Annotated in this window: 12 protein-coding genes; 5 read left to right on the top strand and 7 right to left on the bottom strand. The window is 61.8% G+C overall.

Features of this window, described 5'->3' with window-relative positions; translation table 11 throughout:
• Positions 1 to 41: 41 nt before the first annotated feature.
• Positions 42 to 1,430, top strand: a complete 1,389-nt coding sequence (locus OHL14_RS12865) for a sigma-54-dependent transcriptional regulator (RefSeq protein ID WP_263379762.1) — start codon at positions 42 to 44, stop codon at positions 1,428 to 1,430.
• A gap of 66 nt (positions 1,431 to 1,496) precedes the next feature.
• Here the strand turns inward: OHL14_RS12865 and OHL14_RS12860 are convergent, their stop codons facing one another.
• Positions 1,497 to 3,134 carry a DHA2 family efflux MFS transporter permease subunit gene (locus OHL14_RS12860; protein WP_263379761.1) on the bottom strand — a complete coding sequence of 546 codons (1,638 nt, stop codon included), beginning with the start codon at positions 3,132 to 3,134 and terminating at the stop codon, positions 1,497 to 1,499.
• Positions 3,135 to 3,224: 90 nt separating this feature from the next.
• Between OHL14_RS12860 and OHL14_RS12855 the strand changes: the two genes are divergently transcribed.
• Together OHL14_RS12855 and OHL14_RS12850 are read left to right on the top strand one after the other, a co-directional pair.
• The gene (locus tag OHL14_RS12855; RefSeq protein ID WP_263379760.1) at positions 3,225 to 3,830 is read left to right on the top strand and encodes a TetR/AcrR family transcriptional regulator; all 606 of its coding nucleotides are present in this window, start codon (positions 3,225 to 3,227) and stop codon (positions 3,828 to 3,830) included.
• Positions 3,831 to 3,895: 65 nt separating this feature from the next.
• Positions 3,896 to 5,218, top strand: coding sequence for a M20 metallopeptidase family protein (locus tag OHL14_RS12850; protein WP_263379759.1), 1,323 nt, complete (start codon positions 3,896 to 3,898; stop codon positions 5,216 to 5,218).
• A 75-nt stretch (positions 5,219 to 5,293) separates the two neighbouring features.
• Here OHL14_RS12850 and OHL14_RS12845 read toward each other — a convergent pair whose 3' ends face one another.
• The 5 genes from OHL14_RS12845 to OHL14_RS12825 form a co-directional block, all read right to left on the bottom strand.
• Positions 5,294 to 5,860 carry a GNAT family N-acetyltransferase gene (locus OHL14_RS12845; RefSeq protein WP_263379758.1) on the bottom strand — a complete coding sequence of 189 codons (567 nt, stop codon included), beginning with the start codon at positions 5,858 to 5,860 and terminating at the stop codon, positions 5,294 to 5,296.
• Positions 5,861 to 5,862: 2 nt separating this feature from the next.
• Complete coding sequence (gene era, locus OHL14_RS12840; RefSeq protein WP_263379757.1) at positions 5,863 to 6,993, bottom strand: GTPase Era; 1,131 nt, start codon at positions 6,991 to 6,993, stop codon at positions 5,863 to 5,865.
• 65 nt (positions 6,994 to 7,058) lie between these two features.
• Entirely contained in the window at positions 7,059 to 8,414 is a 1,356-nt protein-coding gene (locus tag OHL14_RS12835) for a hemolysin family protein (protein ID WP_263379756.1), read from the bottom strand.
• Positions 8,414 to 8,962 (bottom strand): rRNA maturation RNase YbeY, encoded by a 549-nt coding sequence (gene ybeY, locus OHL14_RS12830; RefSeq protein WP_263379755.1) that lies wholly within the window; start codon positions 8,960 to 8,962, stop codon positions 8,414 to 8,416. The genes OHL14_RS12835 and ybeY overlap by 1 nt, the downstream gene beginning before the upstream one ends.
• Positions 8,963 to 9,114: 152 nt before the next feature.
• Positions 9,115 to 10,140 (bottom strand): PhoH family protein, encoded by a 1,026-nt coding sequence (locus tag OHL14_RS12825; RefSeq protein WP_263379754.1) that lies wholly within the window; start codon positions 10,138 to 10,140, stop codon positions 9,115 to 9,117.
• Between the two features lie 538 nt (positions 10,141 to 10,678).
• Here OHL14_RS12825 and rpsT point away from each other — a divergent pair.
• Positions 10,679 to 10,951, top strand: a complete 273-nt coding sequence (rpsT, locus tag OHL14_RS12820; RefSeq protein ID WP_263379753.1) for a 30S ribosomal protein S20 — start codon at positions 10,679 to 10,681, stop codon at positions 10,949 to 10,951.
• 139 nt (positions 10,952 to 11,090) lie between these two features.
• Here rpsT and OHL14_RS12815 read toward each other — a convergent pair whose 3' ends face one another.
• On the bottom strand, positions 11,091 to 12,608 hold the full coding sequence (locus OHL14_RS12815; RefSeq protein ID WP_263379752.1) for a hypothetical protein: 1,518 nt from the start codon (positions 12,606 to 12,608) through the stop codon (positions 11,091 to 11,093).
• Positions 12,609 to 12,773: 165 nt separating this feature from the next.
• On the opposite strand from OHL14_RS12815, the gene OHL14_RS12810 reads away from it, so the two are divergent.
• Positions 12,774 to 14,849 (top strand): M13 family metallopeptidase, encoded by a 2,076-nt coding sequence (locus tag OHL14_RS12810; RefSeq protein WP_263379751.1) that lies wholly within the window; start codon positions 12,774 to 12,776, stop codon positions 14,847 to 14,849.
• The last annotated feature ends 495 nt before the right edge of the window (positions 14,850 to 15,344 follow it).

The following is a 15,344-nucleotide window of genomic DNA, read 5'->3' as shown; positions in this document are numbered from 1 at the left end:
TTTCACTCCTGTCTCCCCACTCCTGTCTTCTCCCTTTCCCTATGAATCACGTTCTTATCGTCGACGACGAACCGGGCATCCGCGACTCCCTCGAGGCCATCCTCCGCGAGGAGGACTACATCGTCACCACGGCCGCCACCGCAGCCGAAGCCCTCGAACTCCTCCGCGACGCCGACTATCAGGCCGTCCTGCTCGACATCTGGCTGCCCGACGGCGACGGCCTCGATGTCCTCTCACAAATTCGCAGCACACAGCCCAGTGAGCCTCCCGCCAACGCGCCCGAGGTCATCATGATCTCCGGCCACGGCACCATCGAATCCGCCGTACGTGCGACCAAGCTCGGAGCCTACGACTTCCTCGAAAAGCCGCTCTCGCTCGACCGCACGCTGCTCGTTCTGCGCAACGCCGTCAACGCCCATCGTCTCCGCCAGGACAATCACGAGTTCTCGCGCCAGCAGAACCGCAGCTCCATCACCGGCGAATCCATCTCCGTCAAAGCGCTTCGCCAGCAGATCAAGCTGATGGCCCCCACCAACGGCCGCGTGCTCATCTTCGGCGAATCCGGCACCGGCAAAGAGCTCATCGCCCGCGCCATCCACACCGAGTCCCTGCGTCGCGACCGCGTCTTCGTCGAGCTCAACTGCGCCGCCATTCCCGAGGACTACATCGAGGCCGAACTCTTCGGCTACCGCCACGGCGCAGGCCCCGGCGGTCCCAACCAGCCGTCGCAAAAACGCGGCACCTTCGAACGCGCCGACGGCGGCACCCTCTTCCTCGACGAGGTCGGCGACATGAGCCTCAAAACGCAGGCCAAGGTTCTGCGCGCGTTAGACGAACAGCGTTTCTATCCCGTCGGCGCCAGCACGCCCGTCCACATCGACGCCCGCGTCATCGCCGCCACCAACAAGGACCTCGAAGAAGAGATCGCCCGCGGCAACTTCCGCGAAGACCTCTTCTACCGCCTCAACGTCATCCCATTTTTCACTCCACCGCTGCGCGACCGCAAGGAAGATATCCCTCTGCTCTCGCGCGAGTTTCTCTCCGAGTTCGGCCAGCAGTATGGCCGCCCCCACGTTGAAATCGCTGACTCCGCCCTCACCGCGCTCAAGCAGTACCACTGGCCTGGCAACGTCCGCGAGCTGCGCAACGTCATGGAGCGCGTCCTCATCCTCAACCCCAAGGTCCAGCGCATCGAAGCCAAGCACCTGCCCATGCTCGTGCAGCGCACCGACGGCTCAGCCCCTCGCACAGGCAACCGAGAAGAGTTCACCACATTGCAACAGGCCCGCGAAGCCTATGAGCGCGACTACATCCTGAAAGAGCTCGACCGCTCCATGGGCAACGTCTCCCGAGCCGCCGAATCCCTCGGCCTCGAACGCTCCCACCTCTATCGCAAGATGAAAACCCTCGGCATCACCACCCGCGAATAATGCGTACACCAGACAACGCCGCCGCATGTCCTGATCATGCGGCTGCGTTGTCTTCAGGAAGCAACCTCAATGCGCTTCCAGCTCGATATGCTTCAGCACCGGCGGCTTCTTTAGAAAGAACACCAAAGGCACCATCAGCAGCATCAGCCCGCACAGCATCGAAAACTGGTCCATATACGACAGCAGCGAAGCCTGCCGCTGCAGCGCGCCATACAACTGCGCCATGCCCGAATAGTGAACATCCGCAGCATTCCCCGCCCTCGCCGCGACTCCATTCATGTATCTCTGCACCATCGGGCTTGTCGCCGTGATGTGCTGCCCCAGCATCGCCTGGTGGACCTGCTCGCGACGTTGCAGCATCGTGCTCACCAGCGCAATGCCCAGGCTGCCACCCTCGTTACGCATCAGCGCGAAGATGCCCGCAGCCTGCGAACTCTCCGTCTTCGGAAGGAAGCGAAATACCACCGTGCTGATCGGTACCGTGATGATACCCACTCCCAGCACCTGCAGAATGCGCGGCAGGATCAGGTTGCGCTCGGAGATCTCCAGGTCCAGCGAACTCATCCAGAAGAACGACGTAGCCACCACAAGGATGCCGCAGAGCGCCATCTTTCGTGGGTCGTACCCTTTGGTCAGCATGTATCCAACTAGTGGCACCTCAAGCATCGTAAACAGCCCGGCAGGTGAAAGAGCAAAGCCCGAGATCGTCGCGGTATAGCCCATCATCTCCTGCATGTAGAGCGGCAGAAGATAGGTAGCCGCATACAGCGCGGCGTACAACCCCAGAATAATCAGGCAGCAGAACAGGAAGTTCCGCTCCTTCAACAGTCGCAGGTTCACCACCGGGTTCTCGCGCTTCAACTCCCAGATCACCGCACAGACCAGCGCAATTGCCGAGAGCGACGCAAAGAACACGATGAAGTTCGAACCGAACCAGTCAAGCTCCTGTCCCTTGTCGAGAATGATCTCGAGCGACGCCAGTCCTATAGAGATCAACCCCAGCCCCGTCCAATCAACGGACAGCTTGCGGGCCTTCGCCTTCATCTCCTTCATGTACGCAGGATCTTCCAGCACGATACGCGTCAGGAAGATGCACGCAGCGCCGATCGGAATGTTGATGTAGAAGATCCAGCGCCACGAATAGTTGTCCGTGATCCATCCACCCGCCGTAGGTCCAAGCACCGGAGCCACCAGGATCGCCACCGTATACAGCGCCATCGCCATGCCGCGCTTCTCTGCCGGAAAGCTGTCCGCCAGAATCGCCTGCACCGAAGGCTGCAATCCGCCGCCAGCAAGTCCCTGCCCCACGCGAAACACCACCAGCATGCCGAGCGTCGGTGCCATGCCGCACAACGCAGAAAACAGCGTAAAGAATGCCACCGAAATCAGATAGTAGTTCTTGCGTCCCATCACCGACGAGAGCCACCCGCTCATCGGCAGCACCACCGCGTTCGCCACGAGGTAACTTGTCAGCACCCACGCACCCTCATCGAGCGACGCCGACAAACCGCCCGCAATATGCGGCAGCGCCACGTTCGCGATCGAGGTGTCCAGCACCTCCATAAACGTACCGATCGTCACCACCAGCGCCACGATCCACGGATTGAACAGCCGTGCCTCCGGTGTGCGCTCGTTATCGAACACGGGTGCGCCTTCGGCCAGCGCCAATTCCGCCCCGTTTATCCCCGCTTCTTGTTCTTCCAAAACCATAGATTAGACTCTCTGTACCTTTAGATGACCCACGGGTCATTTCGTCGCACACTTATACTCTATTTCAGCTTTGAAGGACCTCCCATGCCGCGCTCCGCTGCCGACCGCAAACAGCAACTCGTCGCCGAATTCCGCCGCTCCGAAATCCTCGTCGCCGCCACAAAAGTCTTTGCAAACAAGGGCTTTGAAGCCGCTAAGATGGCCGAAATCGCCAAGGCCGCCAAACTCGCCAAAGGCACACTCTATCGCTACTTTGACTCCAAGGACGCCGTCTATCAGGCCACCGTCGGACAGGCTCTTCACCAGCTCGCAGCACTTACCGACGAGCACGTCCGCCGCGAAACAGACTTCACCCGCAAGCTCGCCGCTTTCATCGCCGTCCGCATCGCTTTCTGGGATGAGCACCAGCAGCTATACCGCATCATCCTCACCATCAACCGCCAGTCCCAGCACCGCAAACGAACCTTCGCCTGGCTGCAGGAGGCGGTGCTCTACCTCAAAGGCCTCTACGAAGAAGCCGCCGCCGCGGGCGAAATCCCCCAGCAGGACTTCCTCTCTGCAGCCTGGGCCGCCATGGACGCCATCCGGGGCGTCAACGAACGCCGTGCCTTCTCCGAACACCATCAAGCCGCAGACGACACCCAGTTCCTCATGGCCTTCCTTCTCCACGGTCTGCGCGCAAAACCCTGATCTCCATCTCACCCCGTCCTCCTCCGCTATACTGCGAACACACCCGCAATTTTGGAGGCACCCTCTTGTCGATAGACCCCAAGCACCTCAGCCGCGCCGTCTTCTGCGCCGCCCTCGCTCTTCCTTTTGTCGCCCGCGCGCAGGACATCAACGGCCTCGTCGACGTCTACAAAGATCTCCACTCCCACCCCGAGCTCTCCCATCACGAAGAGCGCACCTCCTCCATCGTTGCCAAGGCTCTCCGCGCTGACGGCTACACCGTCACAGAGCACGTCGGCAAATATCCTGACGGCTCGCAGGCCTTCGGCGTTGTCGGCATTCTCAAAAACGGCGCAGGTCCCACGCTGCTCGTCCGCGCCGACATGGACGCCCTGCCCATCATCGAAGAGACCGGCGTCCCCTACGCCTCGCATGTCATGACCAAGAACCCCGCCGGGCAGGACGTCGGCGTCATGCACGCCTGCGGACACGACGTACACACCACCGTCCTGATCGGCACGGCCAAGGCGCTCGCCGAAAGCAAATCCAAGTGGCATGGCACGCTCATGCTTGTCGCGCAGCCCTCTGAAGAAACCATCGACGGCGCAAAAGCCATGCTCGCCGACCACCTCTACGAGCGCTTCGGCACGCCCGACAAGATCATCGGCCTGCACGACACCAACGCCCTCCCCGCAGGCAGGGTCGGCTTCGTCCTCGGCCCCACACTCGCTTCCTCCACCTCTATCGACGTCGTCATCAAGGGCATCGGCGGCCACGGCTCCGCGCCCAACCTCGGTCGCGATCCCATCGCCATGGCCGCGCTCTACATCACGCAGCTGCAGACCATCGTCAGCCGTGAAGAAGATCCGCAGGACCCCTCCGTCGTCACCGTCGGCGACATCCACGGTGGCACCAAGCGCAACATCATCCCCGACGAGGTCAAGCTCGAGCTCACCACGCGCTCCTTCACCGACAAGAGCCGCCAGACCATCATCGACGGCCTCACCCAGATGGCTGCAGGTCTCACCACCTCCTTCAACCTGCCCGCCGACAAGGCCGCGAAGGTCACCGTCCTCGACAACGAATCCACCCCTGTCCTCTACAACGATCCCAAGCTGATGACCGCCGTCAGCAAGACTCTCATCGCCACCCTCGGCGCAGCGAACGTCGAGCAGGAGCAGCGCGTAATGGGCTCGGAAGATGTCGGCGTCTTCGGACTCGAAGGCCACAAGATACCCGTAGCCTTCCTCTGGCTCGGCGCGATGGACCCTGCAAAGTTCGCCGCCGCCACCGCCGCAGGTAAGGCACTCCCTGGCCCCCACACCAATAAGTTCGAACCCCTGCCCGAACCCACTCTACGCACCGGCGTCACCGCGATGACCGCCGTCGCCACCTCACTCCTGCAATAAGCTTGCCCCCGTTCGAACACCAACGTCTCGATCCTGAGACGCTGGTGTTCGAAGAGTCTCAGCCCTTTCAAATCCCTAATCCCTGCACCTTTGATACCGCACCGTCCCGGGCTCATCCCCCAGCCCCACATACGTCATCCCGCACCGCTCCATCACCTTGATCGACTCCGGCAGCCTCGGAAACGTGCACGCACTCACACTCGTCACGCCGTCCCGCGTCAGCAGCCACTCCACCAGCGTCTTCGCCGTCGCCGTCGCATACCCTCGCCGCTGAAACTGCGGCAGCGTTGAGTACCCGATCTCCGCATCGCCATCGCCCTTGGGAAACGCCCCCACCGCACCCACCAGCGTACGCATCATCCCCAGTCCATCGCACAGCACCACATACCGATGCCATCCCATCGTCTGCGGATGCTCCTCATACTGCTTCGCGATGAACGCGTATACATGCGGCTCCCACTCCACCGGAGGCCACTCGCCCGTCATCTTCGCATGCAGCAGCTCGCCCAGCCGAGCCATGTCCTGAGCTGTCTCCGCCGCCAGCATCTCCGGCGTAATCGCCACCATCCGCAGATTCCCCACACGCAGGTCTGCGCAGCCCTTAGGCTGAGTCAGAGACTCCGCCCACTGGCGCAACCCCATCACTACTCAGCACCCTCATCGTCATCCGGAGCAGCGCCACCTCGCTGCTTCGCCAGGCTGCTGTTCCGCTGCTGCACTTCTGCCATCTGTTCCAGCTGACGCCGCCAGTCCAGCTCCTCCACAAATCCACGCGACGCCCGCCATTCGTCCTGCACCTTCACAAACAGCTCCAGAAACACCCTCGTTCCCAGCAGCCCCTCGAGGTCCTTCCGTGCCGTCGTTCCAATCTTTTTCAGCATCTCACCCTGCTTACCGATCAGGATGCCCTTCTGCCCTTGCCGCTCGCAGAATATCGCCGCCGTAATCTTCGTCATCGGCAGCTTGCCGTCCTTGCCCTTCTTCAGGCTCGCAGGCTCTTCGAACTTCTCGATCACCACCGCCGTTGCGTACGGCACTTCCTCACCCGTCAACAGCAGGATCTTCTCGCGAATGATCTCCGCCGCCAGAAACCGCTCCGGCTGATCCGTCAGCTGGTCCTTCGGGAAATACCGCTGTCCCTCGGGCAGCTGCGCCACCACCTTGTCCAGCAACAGTTCAAGGTTGTCCTTCTTCTTCGCCGATATCGGGATCACATCCGCAAACGTATGCAGCGCCGTCCAGTGCGCGATCAGCGGCAGCAGCGTCGTCTTCGGCAGCGCATCGATCTTGTTCAGCACCAGCACCACCGGACAATCGAGCTTCTTCACCAACTGCAGCGCGAAGTCGTCCTCAGCCTTGCTCAACTGCCGCCGATGCTGCCCCAGCGTCCGCACCTTGCGCGCCTCGGCAAACTCTTCACTCGTCTGAGGTTTCTTCGCCTCGGGCAGACGGTGCGTCACGTCGACAATAAACAGCACCACATCGCGCGTCTCCAGCGCGTCATGGACCTCCTGCATCATCCGCTTGTCCAGCTGTGTCTCCGGCTTATGCACACCAGGAGTATCCACCAGCACCACCTGCGCCGCAGGCCGTCCCGGATCGCCCTTGACCTTCTTACGCACGGGCAGTTCCAGCACGCCCTGGATGCGCGTCCGCGTCGTCTGCGGCTTATGCGTCACAATCGCCAGCTTCTGCCCCAGCAGGGCGTTCAAAAGCGTCGACTTACCTGCATTAGGACGCCCAACGATCGATACAAATCCACTCCGCAATGCCATCCCTCTATGATGACACCTTCGGCCCCACTATTCCCTGCTCCCCACTCCCTATTCCCTGCTTTTCCTTACTCCGGCTCGCTAGCCGACATCGCCTTCAGCCCCACCCGCACCCGCTCGACCCGCCGGTCCGTCGAAGCCACAACCTCCAGCCGCAGAGGTCCATCCTCCACCACCTCACCCGGCAGCGGAATATGCCCGGCGATCTCGCTTACCAGCCCACCCACCGTAGTCGCTTCATACCCACTCACTAGCTGAGACAGCCGTTGCTCATCTTCCTCTGCACGGTTTTCGTCGCCTTCCTCCTCTGAGGTTTCTTCCTCCGCGCCCAACGTTCGCGCTGTCTCAAATAGCTCTCGCAGGCGGCTTACGTCGTAGCTTCCAGGCAGCAGCCACGTCCCCTCCGGCTCGGCAGTCGCAGCGTCGTCATCGGTCTCCGTATCGTGCTCGTCCTCGATATTGCCGACAATCGCCTCCAACAGGTCTTCAATCGTCACCAGCCCCGCCACGCTGCCATACTCGTCGATCACGATCGACATGTGCTGTTTCTGCCGCTGCATCTCGCGCAGCAGCTCGTTCACCTTCTTCGTCTCCGGGATATACACCGCCGGCCGCTGCAGCTCCGCCACCGTCCGCCTCGCAGCCTCCGTGTCCTTCACACCCAGCAGGTCGCGAGCGAACGCAATACCTGTCACTTCATCCATGCTTTCGCCGTACACCGGCACACGCGAAAACTGGTGCGCGTTCACCTCGGTCGTGAACTGCTCCAGCGTCGTTGCGCCAGCAACCGCAAACATCTCGGGACGCGGCGTCATCACCTCGCGCACAACCTTGTCGCCAAACTCCACCACGCTCCGCACCAGCTCGCGATCTTCCTGGTCGAGTACGCCTTCTTCTTCGCCAGCCTCCAGCAGAGCATCCATCGCCTCACCCGAATGCTCAGGCGTCGTAATCTCCGGCTCCGCCAGTCCTGCAATCGACAGCAACAGTCCAATCGCCAGCGTTACCGGCAGCACGATGTAGAACAAGCACTGCAGCAGCGGAATGATCCGCGCGATCCACTCACCCTTCGTCTTCGTGAAAAAAATCTGCGGAAGCAGCCGGTCAAACACCACCAGCACCAGCAGCAGTTCGAACACCGTCCGCGCAATCTCCTCCAGGCTGTGACCGAGTTTTCCCTGCAGCCGGATCGCCAGCAGAAACGTTAACGCGATCAGCGACATCTGTCGCAGCACGCTAGCAGACATCGCCGCCGACTCACGGCTCAGCCGCAGCTTCGGCTCGACCCGTTCCTCCCACACCTCGATGTTCTCGGTGTACTCCCGCGAGAGAAACTTGCCCATCTCAAAATAAATCCGGTCAACATAAGCCACCAGCGCGAGCAGGCAAAGCAGCAACAGCACCGCAAGACTCGATCCAGTCATCACGCCACCACCACCCGTCCACGTTTTGTCATTCCCGCAGGGAATCTGCTGTTGCCTTTGCTCTTCCTAATCCCCACTCCCCGTCCCCGAACCCCTGTCACCCGAGCAATCAACCCGCTCTTCAACCGCAGCTGCTTCCGCAGCTCCGCCTCACGAGCAGCCATCTCCCCACCATCCACCTCATGGTCCATCCCCGCGAGATGCAGCATCCCGTGCAGCAGCAACACCCGCACCTCATCCCGCAGCGTATGCCCCTGCTCCGCCGCCTGCTTCGCCGCCGTCTCCAGCGATACCGCCAGGTCCCCGGCAGCAATCCCTTCCAACTCCTCAGAAGCCGGAAAGCTCAGCACATCCGTCGCCTTGTCCTTGCCGCGCCACTCGCGATTCAGCCGCCGCAGGGTCTTGTCGTCGGTCAACAGCACTTCAACCTCGCCGCGCAGTCCCACCGCCCGCTGCGCCACGCCAACAAACCGCGTCAGTCCCGCCTGGGAGAGCCCAAGCTCCCGCCAGTCCGTACCCATCTTTCGAGGAGGCTCCAAAGTCATCATGCGTCCTTTGATGCTACCGCAGTCGATCCCCTCTCTCCTTGTCATTCCGAAGTGCAGCGGAGGAATCTGCATCTCCCGCGGCTACCCAAACAGCCAAAGGGGCCGACATCAGTCGGCCCCTTTGCTTGACTCCCTACTCCCTATTCCCCGCTTCACTGCGTATGCACCGTCCGCTTCACCGGCTCCGTCGGTGCACTCCCCGGAATCTCCATCGCCAGCGGAAGCTGCTCCACCGCCTTGTATCCGTCGTAAGCGCGCACGATCCGCTGCACCAGCTGGTGCCGCACCACGTCCACGTCTTCAAAGTGGCAGAACTTAATCCCATCTACGCCATCGAGCACATGCAGGGCCTCCAGCAGTCCACTCTTCTTCGGATTCGGCAAATCCGTCTGCGTCAGGTCGCCCGTGATGATCGCCTTCGCGCCGTTGCCCAGGCGCGTTAGGAACATCTTCATCTGCTCGTTCGTCGTATTCTGAGCCTCATCCATGATGATGAACGCATCGTTCAATGTCCGCCCACGCATAAACGCCAGCGGAGCGATCTCGATCACATTCGTCTCCAGCATCTTGTCGACCTTGATCGGATCGAGCAGGTCATACAGCGCGTCATACAGCGGTCGCATGTATGGATCGACCTTCTCCTGTAGCGATCCCGGCAGGAACCCCAGCCGCTCGCCCGCCTCCACCGCCGGCCGCACCAGGATGATCCGCGACACCTTCTTCGCCAGCAGCGCACTGACCGCCATCGCCACCGCAAGGTACGTCTTACCTGTACCCGCCGGTCCGATGCCGAATGTCATGTCGTGGTTCTCGATCGCCTCGACATACTTCCGCTGATTCGGGCTCCGCGGCTGCACCATCCGCTTTACGCCCGCATTGCGCTGCTTGCCACTCTCCACCAGCCCACGCAGCGTCACTGTCGGGTCCGAAACCACCATCTTCAGCAAGGCATTCAGCTCGCCGTTGTGAGGATGAATCCCTATCTTCCGCAGGTACTCAAAGTCCGTAAAAATCCCTTCAACCCGGGCGACCGCCGTGGCGTCCCCCATCAACTGAATACTGTCCGATCGTAGGTCGATCTGAACGTCCAGCCCATCTTCCATCAGACGAAGATTCTCGTCGCGTGTGCCATACAGCGGCTCAATTCCGGGAGTGAGTTGCAGCGATTTTTTTACCAAGTTGGTGCCTGACCTCCGTCAGGAGAGTACACAGGGTTAGGATGCAGGGGATGGCGATCGAGACCTCCGAACCAGACGCCAGACCCAGCGACCTTCGCCGCCTGCCTCGCCTGCCCCGGATTGGCTGTAGGAACCAATAGAGTATCGATGTTGCTCAGAAAGTAACGCCACCCCCAACCCGGCGTCAACCGCCCCTGTGTAAATCTTGAACCAATCTCGGTGCATATCCTTTTGGCAGTGTCATCCTGAGCGCAGGCGGGGTGCAAGCGAAGGACCTGCTTTCTGAACCACCTGAGATGTGTCATCTCGACCGGAGGCGGCTTCACCGCCGGAGCGGAGAGACCTGCTCTTCAGCCTGCATCGCGCCTGGTCCCCCACACCTATCCCCTGCCAAACATTGCCCCAACCCCTAATTTCCGCTAAAATTAACCTCGTACCGGATCCGCTGCACTACGTGTACCAACACAGCGCATCAGCCTCCGAGTGCATCCCTCAAAATTCCCCGCGCAGGCGGGCGACATAGAAAGAATCAATCACCATGGCAAATCACGTATCCTCCCTCAAGCGCGCCCGTCAGACCGTCACCAAGACGGCCATCAACCGCGCCAACAAGTCCAAGCTCCGCGGCTCGCTCCGCCTCATGCGCGAGTCCCTCGCCGCCGGCGACAAGACCAAGGTCGCAGAAGTCTACCGCGCCACCGTCTCCGTCCTCGACAAGGCTGTCCAGAAGGGTGTCCTGCACAAGAACACCGCCAGCCGCTACAAGGGCCGTCTCAACGCCCGCGTCAAGGCCGTCGTCACCAAGGCTTAAGCATCCGCAGCATGCATCACGAAGAGGCCGGGAGACTTTCTCCCGGCCTCTTTCATTCATAATCCCTGAAGTGTCATCTCGACCGAAGGCGGTCTCATCGCCGTAGCGGAGAGACCTGCTTCTAGCTCCGCCCCCATTCTCATTGCGGCGCCGCCTCCGCACCCTTGCTCCCCCCAAACTGCGCCTTCTCCCCCGGCTTCAGCAGCGTCGGAGGCTTCCGCTTCGGCACCGCCGGTCCCGCCACCTTCGCATTTCCGGGAGCATCCACCGCCGCCGACACATCCGCCAGCGCTGCTGGCTGCGGTTCCGCCATCGCGGCCGCCTTTACCGTCTCCCTGGCCTTCGGCCTGCCCGTCAGCAGACCCAGCAGCACCGGCCCGGTATCCTCCGGCGGAGCAAACTTCGCCACCTCCGCCACATCGTCCTTGTCCCTCGCCGTCAGCCCCGGCAGCTTGAACACCTCGATCGCTCCCTCGCGCACCACAGCAAGCTCCGTCCCATCCTCGCTCAGCGAAAAATTCTCAGCCGTCTTGATTGCAGGCGACGCATCAGTCTTCAGCAGCAGGCTCCCGCTCGCCGTCTGATACACCCGCACCTCCTGCCGGTCCGCAGTCGACGCAGCATCATTGTTCATCATCGGAGGTCCGCCCAGCGCTGTCGGCAGCACCACCGGCGCCTCCACCTTCCGGCTCATCGCAAACCGCCCCGCCGCTGGAGCAGCCTGGAACACCGGCGGCCCGAAGTCCCCAAAGTCCTCCTGCCACGTCTCCTGCGCATCCAGCCCGTAGCTCGCCATCCGCACCCGGTCATCCGCCCCGCGGCACGTCAGCGCCAGGTACTCGCTATGGCTCACCATCTCCAGTCTCGGCGTGCAACTGCTCTGCAGCTGTCCCATCGGGGCCGTCTTGCCCTGCATGTCGTCGAACATCACCGACCACATGTTGTTCCCCACCTCCGTCGGCCATAGGTACCCGCGCGAATCCAGAGGCAGATAGAACGGCACCGGCGACCGCAGACTTCCCGCTGAGGTCACCTCCACCGGCGAGCCCTCAGCTCCCGTACCCTTCAGCCGATAAAACTCCATCACGGTCGTCAGGTCCTGATGCACCTCGACCGTGTCCCCCACATCGATCTGCGGCCGCGCATTCGGCGCCGCCACCTGCGCCATCAGCGTCAACATCCCGCCGTCCTCTGACACAAAGACCGCGCTCGCCAGCCCATGCCGCCACGGAAACGATGTCCGCGCAAACGGCTCCTTCTCCCCCAGCTTCGCCAGCGGCGCAAACGTCGAAAATCCACTCCCGATTCGCAACAGGAACCGTCCCTGTCCCAGGCTCCACAGATACCGCGAGTGGTCATGCATCCGCCACTCGGTCTGCGCCATCACCTTACCCGTCGGCAGCTCGAGCACCTCGGCCACCACCACGCGGTCGTCATCGTCCTTCGGATCACCCTCCAGCCGCGGCAGCAAACCTCGCTTGCTGAACGTCACCAGCAGGTGCGAATCATCCAGCAGGTGGATCGTCAGCATCGACGTGCCCGCATCCAGAAAGCTCGTGGATATCCCCGGAATCCCCAGCGACTCCAGCGATAACTTCATCGCAGGCCCATTCTTCTCCGCCGCGAAGGCAGTGCCATTTCCGGCTGCAAGGAGCATCGCCGCAGCCACGCACCCGCATAGGCTGCTTATCGCAGTCCGCTCTCGCGACCTTCGCCATGGAACCAGCATTCTCAACCCCGCGTACAGTACTCTTTCACAGACGCCCTCACTGGAGCCAGCCCCCGGCCATCTCCCTTCGCACACTCGTTTTCAGGAGCCCACATGAACCGCCTCTCTCTGCTGGCCCTCGCCACAGCCCTCACCACTCCCGCAGCCCTCTGCGCCCAGACGCCGGAAGCCCATTACACCCCGGCCTCGTCCTTCGACACCGCCGCCATCGACACCAAGGCCGATCCCTGCACCGACTTCTACAAGTTCGCCTGCGGCAACTTCGCCGCCCAGCACCCCATCCCCAACGACCAGACCGCCGTCGACCAGTTCTACCTCCTCTACAACGTCAACACCCAGAATCTCAACGGCATCCTCAAGACCTACGCCGCCAAGGCCGACCAGCACTCCCCCAACGAGCAGAAGATCGGCGACTACTACGCCGCCTGCATGAACACCGACATCATCGAGCAGAAGGGCCTCGCTCCCATCCAGCCACTGCTCACCGAGATCGATAAGGTCTCCGTCTCCGGCCTCCCCTACCTCACCGGTGAGCTCCAGCGCTATGGCGTCAATCTCTTCTTCGGCTTCGGCCAGGGACAGGACTTCAAGGACGCCACGAAACAGGTCGCCCAGCTCGATCAGGGCGGTCTCGGCCTGCCCGAGCGTGACTACTACACCCGCACCGGCGACGCCGACAAGAAGGTCCGTGACGAGTACGTCACCCACATCACCAACATGCTCACCCTCGCCGGTGAAACCCCTGCGCAGGCCGCCACAGACGCTAAAAACATCCTCGCCTTCGAGACCAAACTCGCCGTCGCCTCCATGACCAACACCGAGCGCCGCGATCCCGATAAGATCTACCACCCCCAGACTCTTGCCGACTTCGAAGCCTCCATCAAGCCCGTCAACTTCAAGCCGTTCCTTGAGGCCATCCACGCGCCCGCCGCGCTCCCCGGCCCGCTAGGTCCAGACTCAATCGTCAACGCTAATCCGAGCTTCTTCCCCGCCATGGTCGCCGCCGTCCGCTCTGCCGACATCCAGACCCTGCGCGCGTACATGAAGCTCCGCCTGCTCGATACCTATCCGCACAATCTCCCCAAGCGCTTCACCGACGAGAACTTCCACTTCTTCGGCACCGAACTCGAAGGCCAGCCCCAGGATCGCCCCCGCTGGAAGATCTGCTCCTCCGGCGTTGATACCTTCCTCGGCGAAGCCCTCGGTCAGGTCTACGTGCAGCAGTACTTCCCCGCCTCCAGCAAGGACAAGACCCTCGAGATGGTCCACGACATCGAGTCCGCGATGGACGCCGACATCGACACCCTCACCTGGATGAGCCCCGCCACCCGCGTCCGCGCCAAGGAAAAGCTCCACGGCGTCGCCGATAAGATCGGCTACCCAGACCACTGGCGCGACTACTCTAAGTTTGAAGTCTCTCCAACCGACGCTCTCGGCAATGCCGAACGCGGCACCGCCTTCGAGAACGATCGCCAACTCGCCAAGATCGGCAAGCCCGTCGACAAGCTCGAGTGGGGCATGTCGCCCCCGACCGTCAACGCCTACTACAACCCCAGCATGAACGACATCAACTTCCCCGCTGGCATCCTGCAACCCGCCTTCTTCGACCCCAAGGCTGACCTCGCCGTGAACTACGGCCACGCCGGAGCCGTCATCGGCCACGAACTGACCCACGGCTTCGACGACGAAGGCGCCAAGTTCGACGGCAAGGGCAATCTCTCCGACTGGTGGTCTGCCGAGGACAAGAAGCAGTTCGAAGTCAAGACCAGCTGCCTCGTGAACCAGTACGGCAACTTCACCGCAGTCGGTGAGGGCAAGGATGCCGTCAAGGTCAACGGCAAGCTCACCCTCGGCGAAAACACCGCCGACAACGGCGGCCTCGTCCTCGCCTACATGGCCTACCTCGCCCGCGCGAAGAAGGAGGGCGTCAACGTCACCAGCAAGACAGATGGCTACACCGGCATCCAGCGCTTCTACATCGCCTTCGCGCAGAACTGGTGCGAAAACTCCCGCCCCGAAGCCGTCCGCCAGCAGGTGCTCACCGACCCCCACTCCCCCGACCACTTCCGCGCCAACGGAGCGATCGTCAACCAGCCCGGCTTCTCCGCAGCCTTCAGCTGCAAGAAGAACTCCCCCATGACCCCAGCCGACTCCTGCCGCGTCTGGTAGTCGCTTGTAGCTTGTTGGCTCTTAGCTCTTAGCTCTTAGCTCTTAGCTCTTAGTTTTGGCTTTTGGCTTTTAGCTTGTCATCCTGAGCGCAGCGAAGGACCTGCTTCTCGGGACGCCACAGCATCGGATACCCGGGTCCGGACTCTCGGACTCGGGTATCTCCACTTCGCCTGTTCTCCTGGGTTCCCCCGCCGCCCCTCTTCGTCATTCTGAGCGAGGCCCGAAGAGCCGCAGTCGAAGAACCCCGATACACCCCGGCTCCCCGAAAAGTCGAACCAATCTCCCACCTCAACTCCGCGCCACCTGCTCCCCCAGAATCCGTGTCAATACCCATTCACGCCTCTCAGCGCGAAACCCCAACAAACACGCACCTTTTCGCACCAAAACTTTTTGCATGTTTACCCTTCTACGCTTGATATACTGAATATAAGAGACAGGAAGAAGCCGCCGACCTTGGCGGCTTTCGTCGTCTCAGACGGTCGTAAAACACCGGAA

The organism is Granulicella paludicola, assembly GCF_025685545.1.
Lineage (GTDB): Bacteria > Acidobacteriota > Terriglobia > Terriglobales > Acidobacteriaceae > Granulicella > Granulicella paludicola.
The sequence above is the reverse complement of the archived record's forward strand: the minus strand, read 5'-3'. Positions and strand labels throughout refer to the sequence as shown.